The sequence below is a fragment of the Streptomyces sp. NPDC006739 genome, from assembly GCF_042869815.1.
Classification (GTDB): domain Bacteria; phylum Actinomycetota; class Actinomycetes; order Streptomycetales; family Streptomycetaceae; genus Streptomyces.
The window spans coordinates 238,057-260,640 of record NZ_JBIAGM010000015.1; the positions used below are offsets into that span (position 1 = coordinate 238,057).

Consider the following 22,584-nt stretch of genomic DNA (forward strand, 5'->3'; position numbering starts at 1 on the left):
GATCTTGACTCAGGCCTTGTGCGATTCCAGACCCCCTCTAGCCTCCGCACATGGCATTTCTTTCAAGCCGCCGCAAAAAGGTACGTCTCGCCCCGGAGCTCGACGACCAGGACCTGGGCAAACTTCTGAAGTCCCTCCTGGCGACCACGAGGACCGGCACCATCGCGACGACGGACCTGTGCGTGGCCCAGATATCCCGGCTCCTGGAGCGCGATCCGGAGGACTGGGACCGCCGGACGCACCGCATGTCCGTCCTGGCGGACTACCTGACCGCGGTGTCGCTGACGCGGTCCTGGGCCACTCGCGAGCCGCGCAACGCGAACGCGCTCGTCCTGCACGCCTGGACCCAGCTGGCGCACGGCCGCTCCCAGGGGCGCCTGGACGACGCGGCCGCCGTCGTCGACAGCTGCCTCCGGGCCGCCCAGCTCGTCCCGGAGGACCCCACTCCCTGGGTGGTCCTGCTGGGCGTCGGACGCCTGGAGCGCTGGGAGCAGCCCCAGGTGTTCGGCGTGTGGAACGAGGTGCTCGCCCGCGACCGCTGGAACCGTGAGGCCTACCTGAACATGCTGGGCTACCTCACGCCCCAGGAGGCGGGCTCCCGCATCCAGGTCCTGGAGTTCGTGGACGCGCTGACGGCCCGCATGCCCGCGAACGCGCCCTGCGCGGCGACCGAACTCACCGCCCAGGTCCACCAGTACACCGCGGTCCTCGACCGGGGCGGCTTCGAAGCGCTGGTGGCGCGCAACCACTGGTCCCAGACGATGGCCGCCCAGGCCCTCGACCGGGCGGCCCGGGCCTGGGTGCAGCCCGGATTCCTCCACCACGCGAGGGCACTGGCCGACCTCAACACCCTCGCCTACGCGTTGATGGCCGCCGACCGGCGCCGCGAAGCCCATCCGGTCTTCGAGGCGCTGGGCGGCACCGTCACCGCGTGGCCCTGGAACATCGGCGGCGACCCGGTGACCGAGTTCGACCACGCGCAGCGCCGGGCGGCCGCGGGCCTGTGACCGCCGCCCAACCGGCTCCGGCTACCGCAGGTCGACGACCGTACGCAGTTTGCCGCTGGTCGCGGTGCGCGCGAACGCCTCCCTCCGTACCGTCTCCACACCGAAGGCCAGCAGGCCCTCCGCCTCGGCCGAGGCCAGCTCCGCCACCTCGGCGGCGAGGGCGTCCCGCGCCGCCCGGGGATCGGGGGCGTACTCCTCGTCGAGCCGCACCGTCAGCCGTTCCCGCCCCTCCCCGGAGGCGACCAGCACCTGTACCTCTCCGTGGTAGGCGAGCCGCTCCCGGGCCGCCCGCTGGATGCGCCGGTAGTTGACGAAGTACGTGCCGACCCGCACCACGTCGCCGTAGCGCCCCAACAGCTCCAGTCGCGGCACATGGCTGCCGCACCCGCACGCCCCGTCCACGGCACGTCCCAGGTCGCCGATCTCGTAGCGGTCCAGCCGCTGCCCGGCCCGGGCCCGGGAGGTGAACACCAGCCGTCCCGGCTCGCCCGGCGCCACCGGCCGGTCCTCCCTCGGATCGAGGATCTCCAGCGTGTGCAGATCGGTCAGCACATGGTGGACCGAGCCCTCGCAGTCCGTGCACTGGTAGCCCAGCGGCCCCAGGTCGGTGCTGCCGTACGCGGCGGACCGGATCACCTCGACCCCGAACTCCTCGGTCAGCACCCGGCGTTGCTCGGCGGTGAAATGCTCGCCGCCGTAGAACACCTTCCGCAGGCCGCCGTAGCCGCGCAACCGGTCCGCCTCCGCGTGGAACAGCTGCCACAGATAGGACGGCATGCCGAACAGGGTGTCCACCCCGTGGGCGACCAGCGCCTCGGCGACCACGGCGTGGTCGGGTCCCGCGGCCATCGGGATCTGCGTGGCGTTCAGCCGCTCCAGGATGGAGAAGAAGCTGATGAAGCTGCCGTACATCCCGCCGCAGTAGAACAGGTTGGCCGCCCGGTCGCGGGCCGGGTCGAAGCCGGCGGCCAGCAGCCCGTCCGCCGCCGCGCGCATCTGGTTGTCGTAGTCGTCGCAGGTGAACACCGACAGGGCGGGCGCCCCGCTGGACCCCCCGCTGCGGAAGTACAGCTGCGCGTGACGCTCCTCCAGTGTGGCCAGCGCGCGCTGCACACCCTCCTTGCCCAGCAGCGGCGCGTCGGGAGCCGGGGGCAGCACCGGGGGTGCCACCAGGTCGTCCAGGCAGGGCACCGTGCGGAAGTCCGCGTCCGCCGCCCGCACGCTCACCCGGCGGCTGTAGCGCTGCAGCGCGTAGACGCCGTCGTGCGGTTCGCCGTCGTAGCCGTCCAGCATGGACCCGACCGGGGTGACGCGGGTGACGCCCGCCGCGAACATCGCGCGGGACAGCACGCTCACGTCCGCCCGCCCGCCGCCGACGGCGGCGGTCTGCAGGTAGCGGCGCATCGGCCGCAGCGTCGCGGTGACCGCGTGCCGGGGCAGCGGCTTCACCCAGACGCTGCGGTGCAGCGGGGAGGCGTCGAGTGCGGGGCGGGTGTCCGCCAGCACCCGCCAGGATCCGTCCCCGGCGGCGAACACACGGGTCAGACCGAGGTGTTGTTCCAGCCGCGCCAGCTGCTCGACGGTGGTGATCTCCGCCAGCTCGGCGGGGCCGGGCAGCGGCGCCCGGCGGGCGTCGGACACCACCGCCAGCCGTTCGGCGAACCGTCCGGCGAAGGCGAAGACCTCCTCGGCGTCCTCGGTGTCCAGGTAGACCACCTGGGGACTGGAGCACGCCTGCTGCTCGAAGCGGCAGACGTCCTCGGCGAGCGCGTCGAGCGTGCCGTCGTCGGCCGCCGCCTGACGGGTCAGATAGGCGAAGGAGATCCGGTGTCCCCACTCCACCACCCGGCAGCCGGCCGGCGCCAGTTCACCGGCCGTGCGCACGGCGTCCTCGCCGCCCCAGACGGCGATCGCGTCGGCCTGCCCGCACAGGGTCCGCAGCCAGTCCCGGCGCGAGGAGGCGAAGCGCAGGACGACGACCCGTTCGGCGATCAGCCCGGTCGCGTCGGCCGCGCCGAGCGCTGCGAGCAGCTCGGGGGCGAGCGCGGTGTCGGAGCCGCTGGTCTTCAGGACGTTGAGGTTCCCGGCCAGCAGCCCTTCCACGACACTGAGCGGCGCCACGGCCGCCGCGTTGCCCGGCGCGATGTGCACCAGCAGGCCGACGGGCGCCCAGGCTTCGTAGACCGTCTCGCGGGCGTCCGGCCGGGTCAGCCGCTCCGGGCGCGGTCCGCCCAGCTCCCGGCGCAGTTTGCGTTCCAGCGCCTGCCGGGTGAGCGCGGCGGCCAGCTCGGCCAGGGTGCCGGCGGCGTCGTCGGCGGGCAGGTGCGCGGCCAGGCGGCCGTACAGGTCCGAGGACGGGTCGGCCAGGTCGCGGCCGACCGCCGCGCAGGCGCCGAGCACCACGTCGGTGGGCAGCGGGCGGCCCAGGACCCGGCCGGCCAGGCCGGACAGTCCGGCGAGGCGCCGGCCGGCCTCGGCGTCGTCGACGAACCGGCCCTGCCAGAGGTGGAGCGCGGAGGTGGTCACGACATTCCCTTCAGCAGTTCGGCGGCGGCGACCGCGCAACTGCGGTTGCGGCTCACCCCGGCGCGGCCGTGCACGGTGAACCAGTCGGTGGACAGCGGGCAGGGGCATTCCCCGCCCGGATGCAGCGAGGCGAGGTCGCCCATCACGACGCTGTGCGCCGGCACGGAGGTGATGTACGGGCTGACCAGGTGCAGGAAGCCGCGCTCCCCGTACGGCAGCGGGCGCAGCGTCCCCGTGTCACGCACCGCCGCCCGCGACCACACGGGTACGTGCAGCCGGTGGTGCGCGCACTCGACGTAGGGCACGCAGTGCTCGACGGAGCCGAAGGTGTCCCGGACTTGCTCACCCGGGATGCCGAGCCGGTCGGTGACCTCGGCGCGGAAGGCGTCCTTGCCGATCTGCCGGTCGGCGTGGCCCTTCCAGCCGCCGCCGAGGATCACCAGCGAGCCCTCGGGCAGCCGCAGGGGCGGCAGCCCCATGGCCCGCATCCGCTCCAGGGTGAAGTGGAGGAAGGCCGGGAAGCCCAGGATGCGGACCGGGACGTCGTCCTCGGCGTACCGCTGGAGCGCCGCGACGCAGCCGTGCACGTCGAACTCGTGGCCGGTGCCGGTGTGCCGCAGGGCGTGCGCGGTGTGCCGGGCCGGGGCGAAGTCGCACAGGTAGTTGTCGGTGAACGAGGTGCCCAGCCGCAGCGCCGGCGCCGGTTCGTAGCTGTACAGGAGGTAGTTGACCGGCTGGTCGGGGGTGATCCAGCCGTAGTGGTCGAAGATCCGGGCCACCATGCGCTGCGCCGAGCGGATGGTCCACTCGTCGAAGAACATCTGCGACTTCTGGCCGGTGGTGCCCGAGGAGGTCAGATGCAGGAACACCTCGTCCCGGGGGACCGAGAGCACCTCGTGGCGTTTGAAGAAGGCGGCGGGCAGCAAGGGGGCGCGCACCCCGTCGCCGACCGTGGGGGCGGGGGACTCGGGCGGGTCCTCGAGGAGGGCGGCGAAGAACGGGGAGCGGCCGGCGTGCCAGGCGTTGGCCTCGGCCATGGCCGCGGCGAACAGCTCGTCGTGGCCGCCGGCGTAGGGCTGCGCGAGGTCGCACAGCCGCTGCACATGGGCGAGCGCCGCCGGGTCGGGGACCTCGACGGGAGCGAGATGGGGGTTCAACGGGACACCTCGTGGAGGGGCAGATAGGTGGCGGTCCAGGCGCTCAGATAGGCGCCGAGGTACGGCTGGAGCAGCGGGCTGACGGCCGTGGTCCGGAAGTCGATCTGACGGCTGGTGCGGGACAGCACGACGTGGTCGTGGAGCCGGTCGCCGACGCGGCGCATCGCCGGATAGACCGCGCTCGGTACGAATCCGGAGGCGAGGAAGACCTCCAGGGCCTCGGTGTCGGCCAGCGGCAGCAGCGCCTCGGCGTAGTCCGCGCCCGCCCGGGTGACCGTGGCCATCAGTGTCTCCAGCGCGCCGCTGACAGCGGCCGGACGCGGGTGGACGGCGAGGAGGGCGCAGCTGCCCGCCACCGGGTCGAGGTCGGCGTACGCCTCGAAGCCGCCGTCGGCGGCGACCAGGACCGCGTTGGGCGTGTGCAGCGGGAAGAATCGGTCACCGGCCTCGGGGAAGCGTTCCAGGAAGCGGCGGCGGGCGAAGGCCGGGGCGGCGATCAGCTCGACCGGCCCGGCTGTCGCGGCGCCGGAGGCGGCGGGTACCGCGGTCCGGGAGGGCACCAGCCGTGCGCCGGTGCAGTCGATGCCGACGCCCTCGGACGCGGCGGACAGCAGCGCGGCCAGCCGGTCGGGGACGCACGGAACGGGAGCACGGTGTGCGAGCACCCCGTCGGCGTAGCGGGCGAACAGCGCGAGGGTCTCGCACCCCTCGACCTCGACGGCGTTGGGCAGCAGGCCCAGGGGCCGGAAGCCATTGCGTACGACGACGTGCTGCGGCCCCTCGGTGACGACGCGGACGGTGGCGTACACCGAGTCGAGCCGGCCGGTCGCGAAGGCCTCGGCGCAGACCGCGCCGGTCAGCCGCGAGGCCAGTCCGCCGCCCCGGTGGCCGGGATGTACGGCCAGCCCGACGAGCTTGCCGATACGGCTGCCCGGATCGGTCTGCACGACCGCCGAGCCGACCAGGGCGCCGCCGTCCGTGCGGACGGTGAGCCAGTGGGCGGTGCCGTCGGTGATCAGTCGGCGCATGACGGCCGGGTCGCTGCCCAGGGGAACCGGGTAGCCGTGCCCGTACACGTCGAAGTACAACTGCCGCAGCTCCGCGATGTCCTGGAGCACGGCGGGGGAGAGGACGACGTTCATGACGCCTCTCCCGCCGGTGACAGGGGTCCGGCGGCCAGGGCGGTGGTTCGGGTGGGGGACGGCGGCCCGGGGGCGTCCGCGCGTCCGCCCAGCCACCACAGCGCCAGCGCGACCGGCACCAGGCCGACGCCCTGAACGAGACAGAGCGCGCGGGCCGGCAGATGGTCACCGAGGACGCCGAAGACCAGGGACGACACGGGGAAGGTGGCACCGAGCAGCGCCTGCATGACCGCGAAGAACCCCGGCTTGTCGGCGGCGGGCACCAGCCGCTGGAACAGGGCCACGAACCGGACGCCGATCACCCCGACGCACCAGCCGACGACGCACAGCGCACCGAGGGCGACCGCGTGTCCGGTGACCAGACCGGGCAGCCCGAGGGCCGCCGCCGTAAGGGCCAGGCACCCGCTGCCGACGGCCACCGGACGCCCCGGCACCCGGGCACCGGTGAAGGAGCCGATGAGCGTGCCCATTCCGAGCGCCGCTTCCAGGGAGGCGACCGTCGAGCCGCTGGAGTGCAGCACGCCCCGCGTGTACAGCGGCATCACCACGTAGACGGCGGTGGTGAAGACGTTGGCTGCGGCGAAGCAGAGCAGGACGCGGCGGATGAACGGCAGTCCGGCCAGGATCCGACGCAGCGTCCGCCGCGCGGGCGACGGGCCGGCCGCCGCTGCCGGTGTCTCTGTCGTGGCGTGCGGGAAACGGGCGGAGACGACCAGCAGGGCGGCGAGCGGATAGGCGACCGCGCACGCGGTGACCACACCGGGCAGCCCGCCCGCATCGACCAGCAGGGGGCCGAACAGCCCTCCGCCGAGTCCGGCGACCGACTGGGTGGACAGCTCGAACCCGGTGGCCGCCTCGATGTCGGCGTCCTCGACGAGTTCGGGCACCGATGTCGTCAGGCACGGGTCGAAGACCGCCTGACAGGCCGCCAGCGCCAGGCCCGCCGTGTAGAGCGCGGCCAGGGGCAGCGCGCCGGCCTGCGCCGGCACGGCCGCCGCCGTGGCGACCGCGCCCGCCACGGCCGCCGAGACGGCCAGCACGGTCCGGTGGGCGTGACGTGCCACGATCCGGGCGACCGCGGGGGCGAGCGCGACGGCGGGCAGGGTGCTGACCGTGAGGAACAGTCCCGAGGCGAGCCCCCGGTGGTCGCCGCCCAGGGACCCGACGAGCCACCAGACGGCGCCGACCTGGAACATCCGGCTCGCCGCCTGGGTCAGGAGCTGACCGGCCCAGACCCGGCCGAACGAGGGGTTGCGCAGGACGAGCGGCAGCCGGCGGGCACGCGATGGCACGGCGCTCATGACAGCGGCCGTTCGTCGACGACCCGGATCAGCTTTCCCGAACGGGAGTTGACGGCCAGGTCCCGGTGCCGGACCCATTCGACGGAGAGCGGGTTCACGTGCCCGGCAGCGGTGGCGCTCCCGTAGAGGGGCCGCTGCGCGAGGACCTCGGCGGCGACGGCGTCTCCCAACGCGGCGTGCGCGTCGCCGGGTTCGCCGGTCGCCAGCCGCAGCACCAGTCCGTCCCGGCCGTTCTCGCGGCGGACCACGAGTTGCAGTCCGGTCACCTCACCGCGCGGGTCGGCGGCCGTGACGATGTCGTGGACGTCCTGGGTGTAGAGGGAGACGGGGCCGACCCGCACACCTTCCTCGGCGCGGCCGAGGATGCGGAACAGCCCGGTACGGCGGTCCACCCACTCGGCCCGGTCGCCGACCGGGTAGCGGAGCACCGGCATCAGCCGTCTGCGCAGGTCCGTGACGACGAGCCGCCCCGGCACGCCGTCGTCGGCGACGGGCCGTGCGGTCTCGTCGTCGACGATCTCGACCACCGTGTGCGGTGTGAAGGCGCGGTGGACGCGGGGGTCGTCGCCGGGCACGGCCTCGCCGAGCAGTCCGGCGTCCACGCTCGCGTAACCGAGGGAGCGTGTCTCGGCGTGGGGGAAGGCGGTCCGCAGCAGGGGGAGTTGATCACCGAAGAGGCACTCGCCGCCGAAGAACACGAGTTCCACGTCCGGGAGGGTCCGGCCGGCGGCGACCAGGCGTTCGGCGAGCCCGCACAGGGTGGTCGGTGTTCCGGCGACGACCTGGACCCGGAACTCCTCCAGGGTGGCCGCGGTGGACTCCCAGGGTGCCGCACCGCCGAGGGGGAGGCGGACGTTTGCCACGGGAGAGCGGTGCAGCGAGTCCAGGACGAAGCTGAAACTGGCGTACAGGTCGCCCGCGTAGAACAGGTCGGCCACCCGGTGTCCGGGCCGCAGACCGGCGTTGACGAGTCCGGCGCCGAAAGCGGTGGTGAACTCGTCCCACTCGGTGCGGGTGTAGTAGGAGAACTTCGGGGACCCGGTGGTGCCGCCGCTGCGGAAGACCACCGCCTCGTCCAGAGGGGCGGTCAGAAGTCCGTTGTCGCGGGGGGAATTGGCCCGCCAGAAATCCGTCTGGGGAACCAGGGGGAGATCGGTGAGGTCCGCCACGTCTTCGGGAAGACGGGCATAGAGCTTGCGGTAGAAAGGCGATTTGTCGCGCGCGAAGCGTATCAGCTCCGCGAATGGTTGAACCGGCATCAATTCCTGCTCGAAAGACGAAGGGCGTCAACCGGCAGGATATCTCAGAATGCGGAACAGATTTGCGACAACAGGCCTTGCGTAGTATGCGCTTTCTCCATAAGCATTTCTTGAGTGATCCTCAAGCAGCCTTTATGGCATCGACGATCCGCATCTCCTCGGAGCTCAGCGAGAGGCGGGCGGCGGAGGCCGGATCGGCCGCCGTTTCCGGGCGGCCGGCGCCACTGATCGGCAGGAGCGCGCCGGACCGGTGCAGCAGCCGGGCGAAAAGCACCTGTTGGGGCGAGACGCCGCGCCGTGCCGCCAGGTCCAGGAGGGGACGGGACGAAGCCGCGCCCGCGTCCCATCCCCGCAACGGCGAGTAGGCCAGGAACGGAATACCGAGCCGTTCGCATTCACCGAGGAGTGCGTCGTCGCCGCCGAGCGCGGAGTAGGGATTCTCCACGGCGTCGACCGGGGCGACCGCGCGCGCGACGGCGAAAAGGGCGGGGTCGACGTTGGAGATGCCGACGGCGCGGATCTTCCCCTCCGTGCGCATCTCGCCGAGCGCGCCGACGCTCTCGGCGAACGGCACGCCGGGATCCGGCCAGTGCAGGAAATACAGGTCGACCGTCTCCCGCCCGAGTGCCCGCAAGCCGGCTTCCAGATCCGCTCTCAGGGCGGCGGGCCGGGCGTCGTTCCTCCATTCCGCCGGGCCCGCCCGGAGGTGCCCGCCCTTGGTCGCGACCAGCACGGAACCGCCGTCCCGGCGCGAGGCCAGTACCTCGCCGACGACCGTTCGTTGTGCGCTTCCTGGTCGGCCGTCGTGCAGGCACGAGCGGCACCCCATCGCAGCACGGTTCTCCGCGAGGGTGGTGAGGTAGTCATCTACGTCTCTTGTGCACCGTTCCCTACGGCTCGATCAGTACGGCCACTCCGGCGGCGGGCAGCGTGAGGCGGTCGGCGGGCGCGCCCTCGGCCAGGGCGTCGGTCATCGGTCCGGGCAGCCTGATCTCGACCGCTTCCTCGCCGTGGTTCAGCAGGAAGACGAACCGTCCGCCGCCCTCGCGCACGGTCGCCTGAACGCGCTCGGGAAGCCCGGCGAGCACGGGGCCGACGGACGCCGCACCGCACACCTCGTCCGTCAGGGCTCGCATGGCCTCCGGTGCCAGACGCGTCGCGACGTACCAGGCGCTTCCCGCGCCGAAGGAGTGGCGGGTGACGGCCGGCTGCCCGGCCAGGGGACCGGAGCCGAAGGCGGCCACCGCCTGGGCCCCTTCGGGCACGACGACCTCCGACCACAGGTCGGCGCGGCTGACCGTCCCGTCCTGGTGCCGGACGTCCACCGTCTCCTTCTCCGCCAGCGGCCAGAACTCCTCCACGCGCAGGCCCAGTGCCTCGCGCAGGGGCGCCGGATATCCGCCCAGGTGCACCCGGTCGCAGTCGTCGACGATGCCGGAGAAGAAGGACACCAGCAGATGGCCGCCGCCGCGCACGAACTCGGTGAGGCGTTCCGCGTCCCGCTCCCCGAGCAGGTACAGGTTGGGCGCGACGACCAGGCGGTAGCCGGAGAGGTCCCGGTCGGGGGGTACGACATCGCAGGCGACGCCCGCCTCGAACAGTGGCCGGTAGTGGGCGAGCGCGATCTCCATCTGGTCCAGCGCGGTGGACGGATGAGAGTCCAGCTCCAGGGCCCACCAGCTGTTCCAGTCCAGCACGAGGGCGACCTCGGCGCGGGAGCGGGTGCCGGCGATCCTCGGCACCGAGGCCAGCTCCCGGCCCAACTCGCTCACTTCGCGGAAGGTACGGGTGCCGGTGCCGCCGTGCGGGACCATCGCGGAGTGGTACTTCTCGGCGCCGCCCCGGGACTGGCGCCACTGGAAGTACAGCACGGCGTCCGCGCCCTGGGCGACCGCCTGCCAGCTCCACAGACGCATCCGCCCCGGCGGCTTGGGGCTGTTGCGCTCACGCCAGTTCACCGCACCGGGGGCCTGCTCCATCAGCATCCACGGCTGACCGGCGCGGGCGGAGCGGGTGACGTCGAAGATGAACCCCGCCGGGATGTGCGTGTCCTCGTCGTGCGGGTCCTGGTAGACGTCGACCGAGACGACGTCCTCCTCGGCGGCCCACCGGAAGGCGTCGACGGGCTTGTGCACGCCGATGAAGTTCGTGGTGACGGGAACGTCCGGGGTGATCCGGCGCAGGACCTCCTTCTCGGCGAGGTAGCACCGCAGCAGCGCGTCGTCGCTGAAGCGGGCGAAGTCCAGCTGCTGGCCGGGGTTGGGGAAGGTCGGCGCGAGCCGCGGCGGCAGCACCTCGTCGAAGGTGTCGTAGCGCTGCGCCCAGAACGCCGTGGACCAGGCGTCGTTGAGGGCCTCGATGTCGCCGTACCGGTCGGACAGCCAGCGCCGGAAGTCGGCGGCCGACTCGTCGCACCAGCACATCGGGGTGTGGCAGCCGTACTCGTTGCCGATGTGCCACATCTCCAGCGCGGGGTGGTCGGCGTACCGGGTGGCCAGCCGCTCGACCAGGCGGGTGGCGTAACGGCGGTAGACGGGGCTGGAGGGGCAGTAGTGCTGGCGTCCGCCGGGCCACATCCGGCGGCCGTCCGCGGTCTCGGGGAGGATCTCGGGGTGCAGCCGGGACAGCCACGGCGGCGGGGACGCCGTCATGGTGGCCAGGCATACGGCCACCCCGGCCCCGGCGAGATGGCCCATGACCCGGTCGAACCAGGCGAAGTCGTACTCACCGGGCCTCGGTTCCACCTTCGCCCAGGAGAAGATCCCGGCCGTCACCAGGGAGACCCCGGCCTCCTTCATCAGCGCGACGTCCTCGGCCCACACCTCCTCCGGCCACTGCTCGGGGTTGTAGTCGCCACCGAAGGCGATCCCGGCCGGACGCAGACGCCGCCGGGCGTCGATCGGTACTGAGGGTGCCTGTTGCATGCCGGTCAGTCTTGGAGCGCCGTCATCACGCCGTCAAGATATATTCATAATTAATTGAAACAGCTAGGGTGGGTGCGGCCAGCAGCAGACGCCAGGCACCGGAGGGGGAGACAAGCGCGATGACGGAATGCCGCAGGATGACGGGGCGCGTGGCGGTGATCACCGGCGCCGCGCACGGAATCGGCGCGGCCACGGCCCGCAGACTCGCGGCCGAGGGCGCGACGGTCGTGGTGACGGACGTGGACGACGCGGCCGGCAAGGCCGTGGCCGAAGGCATCTCGAACGGCATCTCAAACGGGATCGCGGACGGCGCGGGACGTGCGGAGTACGTGCGCTGCGACGTGACCTCGGCCGCCGACTGGGAGCACCTCGCCCGCCGGGTCGAGGAGCGTCACGGACGGCTGGACGTCCTGCACAGCAACGCCTACGCCCAGCTGAACAAGGCCGCCCACGAACTGACCGAGGCCGAGTGGGACGGCCAGATGGCCGTGCTGCTCAAGCCGGCCTGGCGGGCGATGAAGACCTTCGCGCCCCTGCTGCGCCAGTCCTCGGGATCCGTCGTCCTGACCTCCTCGGTGCACGCGGTCATCGGTCTGCCGGGCCACGCCGCCTACGCCGCCGCGAAGGGCGCCCTGTGCTCGCTGGGGCGCCAGCTGGCCGTCGAGTACGGGCCGGACATCCGGGTCAACACGGTGCTGCCCGGCCCCATCCTGACCGCCGCCTGGGACTCGGTCTCCGAGCCCGACCGGGCGCGCAGCGTGGCGGCCACGGCCGCCGGACGGTTCGGGCGGCCGGAGGAGGTGGCCGCCGCCGTCGCCTTCCTGGCATCGGCGGACGCCTCCTATGTGACCGGAGCCAGCCTGGTGGTCGACGGAGGATGGAGCGTCATGAAGGAGTCCTCGTGAGCGACGCACACCGTGCGGGGCATCCGTGGACCGGACCCGAGCGAAACGGAGAACGTGGTGACCCATCCCGCTAAGGGCCTGCACGGCCAGGCCGTGGAGGAGTTGGGCCGGCGCATCATCCGCGGCGACTACCCTCCCGGCTCCGTGGTGGACCCCGTCAAGTTCGAGACGGAACTGGGCGTCAGCAAGACCGTGGTGCGCGAGGCGCTGCGCGTGCTGGCCTCCAAGGGCTTGCTCGAATCACGTCAGAAGCGCGGTACGACCATCCGTCCCCGCGCCGACTGGAACCTGCTCGACAGCGACCTGCTGCGCTGGCAGGGCAGCAGCGCTCCGAGCGACGGCTTCCTGGAGGACCTCGCCGAGGTCCGCGCGATGGTCGAGCCCGCCGGCGCCCGGTTCGCCGCGGCCCGCCGCACCGCGTCCGACCTGGACGCGATGCGGCAGGCGCTGGAGGCGATGGCGGCGGCCGGGACGGACGCGGACGCGATGGTCGAGGCCGACCTGGCCTTCCACCGCGCCCTGCTCGACGCCGCGCACAACGAACTGCTCAGCCGCATGGAGGTCGTCATCGAGGCCGGCCTGCGCATTCGCGACCGGATCGTGCACGGCGCCCGGCACTTCTCCGACTCCATCCCCGTGCACCAGGAACTGCTGGACGCGGTCGAGGCGGGCGATCCGGACGCCGCCGTGGCCGCCGTCGAATCACTGCTGGCCCAGGCGTCCGACGACCTGGCGGCCGTACGGGCACGGGACGACCGCGACGAGGTCGCACACCACACGCTGCCCGAGGAAGCACCTTGAAGATAACCGGACTCGAGACGTTCCTGGTGGCCCCTCGCTGGCTGTTCCTGCGCGTCGCCACCGACGAGGGCATCACCGGCTGGGGCGAGCCGGTGATCGAGGGCCGCGCCGAGACGGTCCGCGCGGCGGTCCACGAACTGGCCGACTACCTCGTCGGCCGGGACCCGCTGCGCATCGAGGACCACTGGCAGGTGCTCACCAAGGGCGGCTTCTACCGGGGCGGTCCCATCCTCTCCAGCGCCGTCGCCGGTATCGACCAGGCGTTGTGGGACATCGCCGGCAAGGCATACGGCGTCCCGGTGCACCGTCTCCTCGGCGGCCCCGTGCGCGACCGCGTCCGGATGTACGCCTGGATCGGCGGCGACCGCCCCAGCGACGTCGCGGAGCTGGCCGAGGAGCAGGTGAAGGCGGGCTTCACCGCCGTGAAGATGAACGGCTCGGCCGAACTCACACCGATCGACACCCCGGCACGCACCGCCGAGGTCGTCGAGCGCGTCGCGGCCGTCCGCCAGGTGCTCGGTGACGAGCGGGACGTCGTCATCGACTTCCACGGCCGGGCCTCCACCGCCATGTCACGCCGTCTGCTGCCGCTGCTCGAACCCCTGCACCCGCTGTTCGTCGAAGAGCCCGTCCTGCCGGAGCACTCGGGTAATCTGCGCAGCCTGGTCGAGTCCACCGGCATCCCGCTCGCCACCGGTGAACGCCTCTACTCGCGCTGGGACTTCCGCGAGGTGCTGACCAGCGGCATCGCCGTCGCCCAGCCCGACCTGTCGCACGCCGGGGGTATCTCCGAGGTCCGTCGGATCGCGGCCATGGCCGAGACGTACGACGTCGCCATGGCCCCCCACTGCCCGCTCGGCCCGATCGCCCTCGCCGCCAGTCTGCAGATCGCCTTCTCCGTACCGAACTTCCTCATCCAGGAACAGAGCCTCGGCATCCACTACAACCGGCAGGCAGACCTGCTGGAGTACGTGATGGATCCCGAGCCCTTCCGCTTCGTGGCCGGTCACGCCGTGGCCGGCTCCCGCCCGGGGCTCGGCGTCGAGATCGACGAGAAGGCGGTACGCCGCGCCGCCGAGACCGGACACCGCTGGCGCAACCCGGTATGGCGGGGAGCCGACGGGGCGTTCACCGAATGGTGAGAACCGTCAGGCCCCCGCACCCCACGCCCAAGGAGAGCCCGCTGCCATGAACCTGGTGGAATCGCTCCGAACCCACCGTCTGCTGGCGATCGTGCGCGGCAAGGATCCCGCCGCGGCCCTGCGCACCGTACGCACCCTCGCCGAAGAGGGCATCGCCGCCGTCGAGGTCTCGCTCACCACCACCGACGCCCTGACGGTCATCAGCCGGGCGCGCACCGAACTCGGCCCCGACGCACTGGTCGGCGCGGGAACCGTGCGCTCGGCGGCTGACGCGGCCCGCGCCGTGGACGCGGGCGCGTCCTACCTCGTCACCCCGGCCCTGGTCGACGGACTCCGGCCGTACGGCGTACCCGTCCTGATGGGCGCCCTGACCCCGACCGAGATCGAGGCCGCCCTCACCCGGGGCGCCGACGCGATCAAACTCTTCCCCGCCTCGCTCGGCGGACCCGGCTATCTGCGGGCCCTGCGCGACCCCTTCCCCGAGGTGGCGTTCGTGCCCGTCGGCGGAGTGGACGCGCGGGCCGCCCGCGACTACCTGGACCGGGGCGCCGTCGCCGTCGGCGTCGGCTCGCCCCTGGTCGGCGACGCGGCCGACGGCGGCGACCTCGGCCGACTGCGCGCCCGGGCCGCCGAGTTCCGCGAGGTGGCCGCGGGGGAGTCGCCGTGAGGACACCGGCACCGCCCGACGTGGTGACCTTCGGAGAGACGATGGCGGCCCTACGGGCCCACGGCGCGCTGCGGCTGGGCGGCAGCCTCGGCCTGTCCGTGGCGGGTGCCGAGTCCAACGTCGCCATCGGTCTCGCGCGGCTCGGGCACCGGGTGCGCTGGGCCGGGCGGGTCGGCGCCGACGAACTCGGCGCGCTGGTCCTGCGCACCCTGCGCGCCGAGGGCGTCGACACCGACCACGCCGTCACCGACGACACCGGCCGGCCCACCGGACTGCTCCTGACCGAACCCCGCCTGGGCACGCTCACCCGCGTCAGCTACTACCGCGCCCACTCCGCCGGGTCGGCCGTCTCACCGGCCGATGTCCTGCCCGCACTGGCCGCCGGATCCCGCGTCCTGCATCTGACCGGCATCACCCCGGCGCTCAGCCCGACGGCGGCCGAGGCGGTCCTGGCCGCCGCCACGGCGGCGCGCGAGGCAGGCCTCACCGTGTGTCTCGACGTCAACCACCGCTCCCGGCTGTGGACCGCCGACCGCGCCCGCACCGTCCTGCGCCCGTTGCTGGGCCGCACCGACCTGCTCGTGGCCTCCGAGGACGAGCTGCCGCTGGTGACGGAACGGCCCGACGCCGGTGAACCGGAGGCGGTGCACGACCTGCTGGCCGCGGGCATCACCGAGGTGGTCGTCAAGCGCGGCGCGCGGGGCGCGACCGCCTTCACCGCCGACGGGGCGACCGACCGTGCCGCTCGCCAGGTCGTCGCCGTCGACCTGGTCGGGGCGGGCGACGCCTTCGTGGCCGGATACCTGTCCGCTCTCCTCGACGACGCGGACATCCCGGCCCGGTTGCACCGAGCCGTCACCACCGCGGCGTTCGCCGTCGCCACGCGCGGCGACTGGGAGGGCCTGCCGACACGGGACGAACTCGGCCTGTTCGACCAGCCGGACGGCACGACCATCCGCTGACCCAGCCCAGGCCCGCCGCCGCGGGCACCGGCATCGCCTGCTCGGCGCCCACGGCGCGGTGGAAGGTCTGGACCGCCCCGAGGACCGCACCCCGGTCCCCAGCAGCAGGATGAACGACGGCGTCACCGACCCGGCCGGCCGCTTCTGGGCCGGCAACATGGCCTACGACGGCACCCCTGGCGCCGGCTCGCGCTACCGGACGGACCCCGACGGCATCCGTGGAGTACCGGCATCGGTCAGCCGGTCATGGCCTCGCGCACCAGCGCGGTGTCGACGAACTGCTCGAAGCGCACGATGAGGCCGCCACGTACGACGAAGTGGTGGGCGACGCGGACGGCGATCGGCTTGCCGGTGGCCTTGTTGACGGCCGTGTAGCGGGCGAGGACGACGACGTTCTCACCGTCGACGACGTAGGTGTCGTCGTGGGCGGTCCAGTCGTCCCAGTCCTGGCCGAGCTTCTCCATGACGTTCGAGGTGACGCCGTCGGGGGTGCGGTAGGTGCCGGCGAGGGGGAAGCCGGCCATCTCGGTCCACTCCACGTCCGGGGCGAGAGTGGCCCGCAGGGCGGGCAGGTCACCGGCGGCCGACGCCAGGTACTGACGCCGTACGACATCGGCGGGCGCGCTGGACTCGGCGAACTCGCTCATGGTCAGCCCCACTTCATCTCGCCCTTGGCGACCTTCGCGCCGATCTGGGCGGCGATCAGCATGCCGTTGTCGGGGTAGCGCGCGACCAGCGCGTCGGTCAGCGCGGCGCCGTCGGCGGCCTTGCCGAGTTCCTCCTCGAAGGCGAGCAGGTAGTCGCGGGTGGCGGTGATGGCGGAGCCGTCGGCCGCAGTGCCGGGGAGGCGGTGGCCGGGGACGACCAGTTCCGGGTCGAGGGTGGCCATTTCGTCGAGCAGGTCGATCCAGGCGGCGCGGTCGCCGGGTGCGGGGGTGTCGGCGACCCAGACGTGCTCCTGCTGGAAGAGCAGGACGCCGCCGAGGAGGGCGCGGTGCTCGGCCTGCCACAGGTAGTGGCGGTCGGGCAGTGCGGCCGAACCGCCCTTGAGCTCGAAGCGGTGGCCTTCGAGGGTGAGATCGCCGGTCAGCGGCTGGAGGTCGACCAGGCGGGTGGGCAGGTTCGGGCCGAGTGCGGCCCAGGCCTTGAGCTTGCCCTCGTAGGAGTGCCGGATGTGCTCGACGACGATCGGGGTGGCGACGAAGACGGCGTCGGGGAAGGCGTCGGCGAGGACCTCGGCGCCGAAGTAGAAGTCCGGGTCGCCGTGGCTGACGAACACCGTGATCAGCTGCTTGCCCGAGTCGAGGATCTCGGCGGCCAGGCGGTGGCCGTCGGCCCGGGTGAAGGCCGCGTCGACCAGCAGCGCCTCGTTCTCGCCGGTGACGAGGGTGGCGGTCTTGTTCTTGGTGCCGGCCGGGAAGTCCAGGTCGAGGACCTTGAAGGAGAGGGTGCTCATCGGTGGCTCCTTGCGGTGAGGGGGTGTGGACGGGGGAATGTCAGTGCGTGCGGGCGGACGCCAGCCGTCGGTCGACCTCGTCGGCGGTGGCATGACCATGGGCCAGCGGGGTGACGCGGCCGCCGGCGACGGCGAGGAGCGTGGGGAAGCCGGTGACCCCCAGCGAGGCGGCGCGGTGGAAGTCGGCGCCCGCCGCGATCCGCGCCTCGGACCCCTCGAAGGCGGAGACGACGGCGTCGGCGTGCAGTCCGGCCTCCTCGGCGACCTTCCGGTAGGTGGCGGGGTCGGAGAGGCTGAGTCCGTCGACGTAGAAGGCCCGCTGCAGCGCGGTGGCCAGTTCGGCCGAACGGGCCGGAGCGGCACCCCGCAGGGCGGCGACTCCACGCGCGGCGGCTTCCGAGTCCATCACGAACGTCCCGTCGGCGATCAGCCGCCCGTACGCCTCCCCGAACTCCGCGCCGGTCAGTTCGGCGATCTTGGCGTTCGCGCCCTGGACGTAGCCGAACTCACGGATCGGCACCCGGCGGTGCCCGGTGAACAGGCCGCCGGAGACCACCTCGACCGGCAGTTCGGGATGGCGGGAGACGACCTCGCTCAGCGTTCCGGAGAACCCGTGCGACCAGCCGCAGTAGGCGTCGAAGACGTAGACGAGCTTCATCGAAGACCTCGGCAGTGTGGTGCCCGCCGGTTGCGAGCGATTCACCTGACAGAACAGTAACTGACGCATCAGGTATTTCTCCATGCGTCGCCCGTCGGCTGTGACCTGAGACACGCGGAGCCGGTCGGGGCAGGGTCTCGGTGCCGCCGGCGGCCCGCGGGTCAGGGCAGCCGGGGCAACAGGTCCCGGGCCGTGTGGCTGAGGATGCGGAGATCCTCGGCGAACCGCTTGCGGTCCGCCTCCGGCAGGGGCCGCACGAAATACCGCTTGATGTTCTCCACATGGACCACGGACGCGCGCACGGCCGTCTCCTCGCCCAGCGGGGTCAGCCGCACCAGCCGCCCGCGCCGGTCGGCCGGATCCTCGGCGCGCTCGACCAGTCCGGCCGCCTCCATGCGGTCCACCAGCCGGGTGGCGCCGCCCGTGGTCAGGACCTGCTCCTGGGCGATGGCCCGCATCGAGAGCCCAGGCTCGCCCGCCCGTCCGAGGATCAGGAGCACCTCGAAGACCAGGTGGCTGATGCCGCACTCCTCCTCCAGCGCCCGGCCCAGGATGTACTCCAGCCGGTTGGCCGCTCCCTGCAGCCGTCCGAACGCCAGGACGAGTTCATGGTCCGCGGCCTCCTTGGCCGTCCTGATCTCCGCTTCCTCGCCCACGATCGCGCCGCCCTTCCAGTCGTCCCGGTACCACCGTACCGATCATGCCTGCGACCGTCGGAGCGACCACGGTCATCGCCGTCACGCCCCCGGGCGCAGCCCGAGCCGGTGGGGAGTCGGATCGTCCTTGACCTCGCCGAAGTACAGGGCGAAGGTCTGCTTCCAGCGCTCGACCGCGGCGCGGTCGGCCATGAACAAGGTCCTCTTCGAGGACCGAGGCTCCGGTGCCGCCTCCGAACTGGCTGCCCTGCTCAGCGACACGCGGGGCTGACGTCGGCGTCCGCCGCCTGCGACGTGGCCTACGACTCCTCGTCCGCCGCGCCGCCTGAGGACGGCAGCCGTCCTCGGATGTCCTCCATGACCGACGAGTCGGTCAGGGTGGTCACGTCACCGAGCGTGCGGTGCTCGGCGACGTCCCGCAGCAGGCGTCGCATGATCTTCCCGGAGCGGGTCTTGGGCAGCTCGGAGACGACCATGATCTGCCGCGGCCGGGCGATCGGACCGATCTCCCGGGTGACGTGGCCGCGCAACTCGACCGCCAGTTCCTCCGGTTCCCGGCCCCCGGCGTCACCGCGCAGGATGACGAAGGCCACGATTCCCTGCCCGGTCGTCGGGTCGGTGGCGCCGACCACGGCGGCTTCCGCGACCAGCGGATGGGAGACGAGGGCAGACTCGACCTCGGTGGTGGAGATGCGGTGGCCGGAGACGTTCATGACGTCGTCGACCCGGCCGAGCAGCCAGATGTCGCCGTCCTCGTCCTTCTTGGCACCGTCACCGGCGAAGTACATGCCCGGGAAACGGGACCAGTACGTGTCGAGGTAGCGCTGCTCGTCGCCCCAGATGGTGCGCAGCATCGCCGGCCACGGCTCGGTGAGCACCAGATAGCCGCCGGAGCCGTCCGGCACCGGCTTGCCCGTGTCGTCGACGACGTCGGCCCGGACACCGGGCAGCGGGCGCAGCGCCGACCCCGGCTTGCAGACGCTCACCCCCGGGAGCGGGCTGATCATCTGGGCGCCGGTCTCCGTCTGCCACCAGGTGTCCACCACCGGGCAGCGGTCCCCTCCGATGTAGTGCCGGTACCACATCCAGGCCTCGGGGTTGATGGGCTCGCCGACCGAGCCGAGCAGCCGCAGGGAGGTGAGGTCGAAGCCGTCGGGAACGTCGCCGCCCCACTTCATGAAGGTGCGGATCGCGGTCGGGGCGCAGTAGAGGATCGTCGCCCGGTACTTCTCGATGATCTCCCACCAGCGGCCCCGGTGCGGGGTGTCCGGCGTCCCCTCGTACAGCACGGAGGTGACGCCGTTGGCGAGCGGCCCGTAGACGATGTACGAGTGTCCGGTCACCCAGCCGATGTCCGCCGCCGTCCAGAACACGTCCCGTTCCGGCTTGATGTCGAACACCGCCCAGTGCGACCACGCCACCTGGGTGAGATAACCGCCGGTGGTGTGCAGGATGCCCTTCGGACGGGCGGTCGTACCGGAGGTGTACATGATGTACAGGGGGTGCTCGCTGTCGAAGGCCTCGGCCATGTGCTCGGCGGACTGCCGTGCCACCAGGTCGTGCCACCACACGTCCCGGCCGTCCGTCCACTCGACCTCGTTTCCGGTGCGCCGCACCACCAGCACACCGCGCACGCCGGGGCACTCGCGCACCGCTTCGTCCACCGCGGGCTTCAGCGGCGAGGCGGACCCCCGGCGGTACCCGCCGTCCGCGGTGATCACCACGCGGGCGTCGCAGTCCAGGATCCGGCCGCGCAGCGCCTCGGCGGAGAATCCGCCGAAGACCACGGTGTGCGGAGCCCCGATGCGGGCGCACGCCAGCATGGCGACCACCGTCTCCGGGATCATCGGCATGTAGACGGCCACCCGGTCACCGGCCCGCACGCCCAGGGACAGCAGCGCGTTGGCCGCCCGGCAGACCTCGTCCTTCAGTTCGCCGTAGGTGATCGTGCGGGTGTCACCGGGCTCGCCCTCCCAGTGGAAGGCGACCCGGCTGCCGAGGCCGGCGGCGACGTGCCGGTCCAGGCAGTTGTACGCGGCGTTGAGGCGCCCTCCGGTGAACCAGCGGGCGAACGGCGCGCCGCTCCAGTCCAGGACCTGGCTCCACGGCTGCGCCCAGTCCAGCCGGGCGGCCTGCGCGGCCCAGAACGCCTGGCTGTCGGCGTCGGCCCGGTCGTAGTCCGCGGCGGTGGCGTTCGCCTCGCGGGCCAGTTCCGCGGGCGGCGGGAACCGCCGCTCCTCCCGCAGCAGGTTCGAGAGGGTCTCGCCGGCGCCGTCGCTCATACGTGCGCTCCGGCGATCGGGCCGCCGCGGTGGGCGCGGTGCGGCCGCAGATGCGATCCGATGTCAGGGAAGACCGGTACGACGGAGCGGTGCCAGGCGGAGTTGGTGACACCGGCGAACGACGCGTACCAGGCACATACGGCGGTCACCAGCCCGAGCCAGCCGCCGGCCCGGACGGCACCCGTCGACTGGGCGAACTCGGCCACGCACAGGACGATGTAGGTCGCCGACAGGGTGACGAACACCGCCAGGAGCGCCCCCGTGGTACGCAGCGCGGCGACCGTCATGTAGACCGTGAAGACCGCCCACACCAGCAGGAACAGGCCGGTCGCCTGGTGCGCGGTGGCCGCCGGCAGCCCCGGGGCGACGAACTTCGCGTACGCGGCGTACGACAGCCAGAAGGCGCTGTAGGAGCCGAAGGCGGTGGCGCCGAAGGTGTTGCCCTTGCGGAACTCCCACATGGCGGCCAGCAGTTGGGCCAGCCCGCCGTAGAAGAGGGCGAGCGGCAGGACGACGGCGGCCAGCAGCGGGTCGGTGATCAGGTTGGCGTTGAAGACGCTCAGGACGAACGTCGTCGCGGCGAAGGCGGCGAGGCCGAGGGGACCGGGATCGGCGACTCCGGCAGGAGCGGTGGTAGGGGTGCTCATTTTCGGCATCCTCCCGTCATCCGAGGCACATGTGTGCAAATCCACCGTAGGACGGCAGGCGCAACCGCGAAACCGGGTGGGGGCAGTGCGATCGAGTCGGAACGGCCGTCGCAGCGGTGACGGGCGGTCTCAGGCGCGGATGACCTCGACGCCGGCCGCCGTGAACGACTCGGTCAGCTCGTCGGAGGCGGTCCTGTCGGTGACCAGGACGTCGATGTCCTCCACCGGGCAGATGCGGGCGAAGGCCCGCCGGTCCAGCTTGGAGGAGTCGGCGACCGCCACGACCCGCTGCGCGCGACGGACCAGCGCCCGGTTGACGCCGGCCTCGCCCTCGTGGTGGGCGGTCGCCCCATGGGCCACGTCGATGGCGTCCACCCCGATGAACACCTGGTCCAGCGCGATCTCCGCGAGCAGTTCGGTGGCCAGCGGACCGATCAGCTCGTACGACGCCGGCCGGGCCACCCCGCCGGTCACCACGAGCTTCACGTGACGCCGTACGACCAGTTCGTTGGCGATGTTCAGGGCGTTGGTCACCACGGTCACCGCCGTCTCCGCGCCGTCGGAACCCAGGTCGGCGCGGGTCGCCAGGGCCCGTGCCACCTCCGTGGTCGTGGTGCCGCCGTTCAGCCCGACCACGGCGCCGGCCTTCACCAGAGCGGCGGCCGCGTGCGCGATCCGCTCCTTCTCCGGCGCGTTGCGCGCGGCCTTGTAGCGCAGGGGCAGGTCGTAGGCGATCGCGTTGACGACGGCCCCGCCGTGCGTACGGGTCACCATCTGCTGGCGGGCCAGCTCGTCCAGGTCACGCCGGATCGTCGCGACGGAGACCCCCAACTCCACGGCGGCCGGCTCGACTTCGATCCGCCCGTCGCGCGTCAGCATCTCCAGCAGCGCGCTCCACCGGACCTGCGGTGCCGCCATGTCTCAGCACTCCTCGTCGGTGGTGTCCGCCCCGAAGGGGAGGGCGTCGCGGGAACGCAGGTGCTGTCTGAGCCACTGTTCGGTGTTGCTGACGTGGAGCAGTGCGGCGGCCTGGCTGAGTGCGGGGTCGCGGGTGGACAGGGCGTTGAAGATGGCTTCGTGTTCGGCGAGGGT

Annotated in this window: 21 protein-coding genes and 2 pseudogenes; 7 read left to right on the forward strand and 16 right to left on the reverse strand. The window is 72.5% G+C overall.

Going from position 1 to position 22,584, the window contains the following annotated elements:
• Nucleotides 1–50: 50 nt before the first annotated feature.
• Nucleotides 51–1,007, forward strand: a complete 957-nt coding sequence (locus ACFYMM_RS28520; protein ID WP_388391385.1) for a hypothetical protein — start codon at nucleotides 51–53, stop codon at nucleotides 1,005–1,007.
• A gap of 21 nt (nucleotides 1,008–1,028) precedes the next feature.
• Here ACFYMM_RS28520 and ACFYMM_RS28525 read toward each other — a convergent pair whose 3' ends face one another.
• The 7 genes from ACFYMM_RS28525 to ACFYMM_RS28555 form a co-directional block, all read right to left on the reverse strand.
• The gene (locus tag ACFYMM_RS28525; RefSeq protein WP_388391387.1) at nucleotides 1,029–3,533 is read right to left on the reverse strand and encodes an acyl-CoA reductase; all 2,505 of its coding nucleotides are present in this window, start codon (nucleotides 3,531–3,533) and stop codon (nucleotides 1,029–1,031) included.
• Nucleotides 3,530–4,690 (reverse strand): acyl-protein synthase, encoded by a 1,161-nt coding sequence (locus ACFYMM_RS28530; protein ID WP_388391389.1) that lies wholly within the window; start codon nucleotides 4,688–4,690, stop codon nucleotides 3,530–3,532. Before ACFYMM_RS28530 ends, ACFYMM_RS28525 begins: the two co-directional genes overlap by 4 nt.
• A complete protein-coding gene (locus tag ACFYMM_RS28535; protein ID WP_388391391.1) occupies nucleotides 4,687–5,832 on the reverse strand; it encodes a GNAT family N-acetyltransferase in 1,146 nt (381 codons plus the stop codon). The genes ACFYMM_RS28530 and ACFYMM_RS28535 overlap by 4 nt, the downstream gene beginning before the upstream one ends.
• On the reverse strand, nucleotides 5,829–7,133 hold the full coding sequence (locus ACFYMM_RS28540) for an MFS transporter (RefSeq protein WP_388391393.1): 1,305 nt from the start codon (nucleotides 7,131–7,133) through the stop codon (nucleotides 5,829–5,831). The genes ACFYMM_RS28535 and ACFYMM_RS28540 overlap by 4 nt, the downstream gene beginning before the upstream one ends.
• On the reverse strand, nucleotides 7,130–8,392 hold the full coding sequence (locus tag ACFYMM_RS28545) for a phenylacetate--CoA ligase family protein (RefSeq protein ID WP_388391395.1): 1,263 nt from the start codon (nucleotides 8,390–8,392) through the stop codon (nucleotides 7,130–7,132). Before ACFYMM_RS28545 ends, ACFYMM_RS28540 begins: the two co-directional genes overlap by 4 nt.
• A 121-nt stretch (nucleotides 8,393–8,513) precedes the next feature.
• On the reverse strand, nucleotides 8,514–9,221 hold the full coding sequence (locus ACFYMM_RS28550; RefSeq protein ID WP_388391397.1) for an aldo/keto reductase: 708 nt from the start codon (nucleotides 9,219–9,221) through the stop codon (nucleotides 8,514–8,516).
• A 61-nt stretch (nucleotides 9,222–9,282) separates the two neighbouring features.
• Nucleotides 9,283–11,316, reverse strand: a complete 2,034-nt coding sequence (locus tag ACFYMM_RS28555; protein WP_388391399.1) for a beta-galactosidase — start codon at nucleotides 11,314–11,316, stop codon at nucleotides 9,283–9,285.
• Between the two features lie 137 nt (nucleotides 11,317–11,453).
• Between ACFYMM_RS28555 and ACFYMM_RS28560 the strand changes: the two genes are divergently transcribed.
• From ACFYMM_RS28560 to ACFYMM_RS28585, 6 genes are all read left to right on the forward strand, one after another.
• On the forward strand, nucleotides 11,454–12,221 hold the full coding sequence (locus ACFYMM_RS28560) for an SDR family NAD(P)-dependent oxidoreductase (RefSeq protein ID WP_388391401.1): 768 nt from the start codon (nucleotides 11,454–11,456) through the stop codon (nucleotides 12,219–12,221).
• Nucleotides 12,222–12,275: 54 nt separating this feature from the next.
• Entirely contained in the window at nucleotides 12,276–13,022 is a 747-nt protein-coding gene (locus ACFYMM_RS28565; protein ID WP_388391403.1) for a FadR/GntR family transcriptional regulator, read from the forward strand.
• Nucleotides 13,019–14,164 (forward strand): galactonate dehydratase, encoded by a 1,146-nt coding sequence (gene dgoD, locus ACFYMM_RS28570; RefSeq protein ID WP_388391405.1) that lies wholly within the window; start codon nucleotides 13,019–13,021, stop codon nucleotides 14,162–14,164. Before ACFYMM_RS28565 ends, dgoD begins: the two co-directional genes overlap by 4 nt.
• Before the next feature lie 46 nt (nucleotides 14,165–14,210).
• On the forward strand, nucleotides 14,211–14,831 hold the full coding sequence (locus tag ACFYMM_RS28575) for a bifunctional 4-hydroxy-2-oxoglutarate aldolase/2-dehydro-3-deoxy-phosphogluconate aldolase (protein WP_388391407.1): 621 nt from the start codon (nucleotides 14,211–14,213) through the stop codon (nucleotides 14,829–14,831).
• Between the two features lie 41 nt (nucleotides 14,832–14,872).
• Nucleotides 14,873–15,793 carry a sugar kinase gene (locus ACFYMM_RS28580; RefSeq protein ID WP_388391453.1) on the forward strand — a complete coding sequence of 307 codons (921 nt, stop codon included), beginning with the start codon at nucleotides 14,873–14,875 and terminating at the stop codon, nucleotides 15,791–15,793.
• A gap of 109 nt (nucleotides 15,794–15,902) precedes the next feature.
• A complete protein-coding gene (locus ACFYMM_RS28585; protein ID WP_388391455.1) occupies nucleotides 15,903–16,091 on the forward strand; it encodes an SMP-30/gluconolactonase/LRE family protein in 189 nt (62 codons plus the stop codon).
• On the opposite strand, the gene ACFYMM_RS28590 is transcribed toward ACFYMM_RS28585, so the two are convergent.
• The 9 genes and pseudogenes from ACFYMM_RS28590 to ACFYMM_RS28630 all read right to left on the reverse strand — a co-directional run.
• Nucleotides 16,030–16,440, reverse strand: coding sequence for a nuclear transport factor 2 family protein (locus ACFYMM_RS28590; protein ID WP_388391409.1), 411 nt, complete (start codon nucleotides 16,438–16,440; stop codon nucleotides 16,030–16,032). The genes ACFYMM_RS28585 and ACFYMM_RS28590 overlap by 62 nt on opposite strands.
• Nucleotides 16,441–16,442: 2 nt before the next feature.
• Nucleotides 16,443–17,249, reverse strand: a complete 807-nt coding sequence (locus tag ACFYMM_RS28595) for an MBL fold metallo-hydrolase (RefSeq protein ID WP_388391411.1) — start codon at nucleotides 17,247–17,249, stop codon at nucleotides 16,443–16,445.
• A gap of 40 nt (nucleotides 17,250–17,289) precedes the next feature.
• A complete protein-coding gene (locus ACFYMM_RS28600; protein ID WP_388391413.1) occupies nucleotides 17,290–17,907 on the reverse strand; it encodes a DsbA family protein in 618 nt (205 codons plus the stop codon).
• A 161-nt stretch (nucleotides 17,908–18,068) separates the two neighbouring features.
• The gene (locus tag ACFYMM_RS28605; protein ID WP_388391415.1) at nucleotides 18,069–18,563 is read right to left on the reverse strand and encodes a MarR family winged helix-turn-helix transcriptional regulator; all 495 of its coding nucleotides are present in this window, start codon (nucleotides 18,561–18,563) and stop codon (nucleotides 18,069–18,071) included.
• 81 nt (nucleotides 18,564–18,644) lie between these two features.
• Nucleotides 18,645–18,758 (reverse strand): annotated as a pseudogene (locus ACFYMM_RS28610) (ABC transporter substrate-binding protein); the annotation flags it as partial.
• A gap of 104 nt (nucleotides 18,759–18,862) precedes the next feature.
• Nucleotides 18,863–20,845 carry an acetate--CoA ligase gene (gene acs / locus ACFYMM_RS28615; protein WP_388391417.1) on the reverse strand — a complete coding sequence of 661 codons (1,983 nt, stop codon included), beginning with the start codon at nucleotides 20,843–20,845 and terminating at the stop codon, nucleotides 18,863–18,865.
• Entirely contained in the window at nucleotides 20,842–21,492 is a 651-nt protein-coding gene (locus ACFYMM_RS28620) for an acetate uptake transporter (RefSeq protein WP_388391419.1), read from the reverse strand. The genes acs and ACFYMM_RS28620 overlap by 4 nt, the downstream gene beginning before the upstream one ends.
• A 129-nt stretch (nucleotides 21,493–21,621) precedes the next feature.
• On the reverse strand, nucleotides 21,622–22,410 hold the full coding sequence (locus ACFYMM_RS28625; protein ID WP_388391421.1) for a DeoR/GlpR family DNA-binding transcription regulator: 789 nt from the start codon (nucleotides 22,408–22,410) through the stop codon (nucleotides 21,622–21,624).
• A 3-nt stretch (nucleotides 22,411–22,413) separates the two neighbouring features.
• Nucleotides 22,414–22,584, reverse strand: a pseudogene (locus ACFYMM_RS28630) (GntR family transcriptional regulator); the annotation flags it as partial.

Coding starts and splice junctions, on each gene's coding strand:
- ACFYMM_RS28520 (WP_388391385.1), top strand. CDS start 51: ATGGCATTTCTTTCAAGCCGCCGCAAAAAGGTACGTCTCGCCCCGGAG.
- ACFYMM_RS28535 (WP_388391391.1), bottom strand. CDS start 5,832: ATGAACGTCGTCCTCTCCCCCGCCGTGCTCCAGGACATCGCGGAGCTG.
- ACFYMM_RS28540 (WP_388391393.1), bottom strand. CDS start 7,133: ATGAGCGCCGTGCCATCGCGTGCCCGCCGGCTGCCGCTCGTCCTGCGC.
- ACFYMM_RS28545 (WP_388391395.1), bottom strand. CDS start 8,392: ATGCCGGTTCAACCATTCGCGGAGCTGATACGCTTCGCGCGCGACAAA.
- ACFYMM_RS28550 (WP_388391397.1), bottom strand. CDS start 9,221: ATGGGGTGCCGCTCGTGCCTGCACGACGGCCGACCAGGAAGCGCACAA.
- ACFYMM_RS28555 (WP_388391399.1), bottom strand. CDS start 11,316: ATGCAACAGGCACCCTCAGTACCGATCGACGCCCGGCGGCGTCTGCGT.
- ACFYMM_RS28560 (WP_388391401.1), top strand. CDS start 11,454: ATGACGGGGCGCGTGGCGGTGATCACCGGCGCCGCGCACGGAATCGGC.
- ACFYMM_RS28575 (WP_388391407.1), top strand. CDS start 14,211: ATGAACCTGGTGGAATCGCTCCGAACCCACCGTCTGCTGGCGATCGTG.
- ACFYMM_RS28580 (WP_388391453.1), top strand. CDS start 14,873: ATGGCGGCCCTACGGGCCCACGGCGCGCTGCGGCTGGGCGGCAGCCTC.
- ACFYMM_RS28585 (WP_388391455.1), top strand. CDS start 15,903: ATGAACGACGGCGTCACCGACCCGGCCGGCCGCTTCTGGGCCGGCAAC.
- ACFYMM_RS28590 (WP_388391409.1), bottom strand. CDS start 16,440: ATGAGCGAGTTCGCCGAGTCCAGCGCGCCCGCCGATGTCGTACGGCGT.
- ACFYMM_RS28595 (WP_388391411.1), bottom strand. CDS start 17,249: ATGAGCACCCTCTCCTTCAAGGTCCTCGACCTGGACTTCCCGGCCGGC.
- ACFYMM_RS28600 (WP_388391413.1), bottom strand. CDS start 17,907: ATGAAGCTCGTCTACGTCTTCGACGCCTACTGCGGCTGGTCGCACGGG.
- acs (WP_388391417.1), bottom strand. CDS start 20,845: ATGAGCGACGGCGCCGGCGAGACCCTCTCGAACCTGCTGCGGGAGGAG.
- ACFYMM_RS28620 (WP_388391419.1), bottom strand. CDS start 21,492: ATGAGCACCCCTACCACCGCTCCTGCCGGAGTCGCCGATCCCGGTCCC.
- ACFYMM_RS28625 (WP_388391421.1), bottom strand. CDS start 22,410: ATGGCGGCACCGCAGGTCCGGTGGAGCGCGCTGCTGGAGATGCTGACG.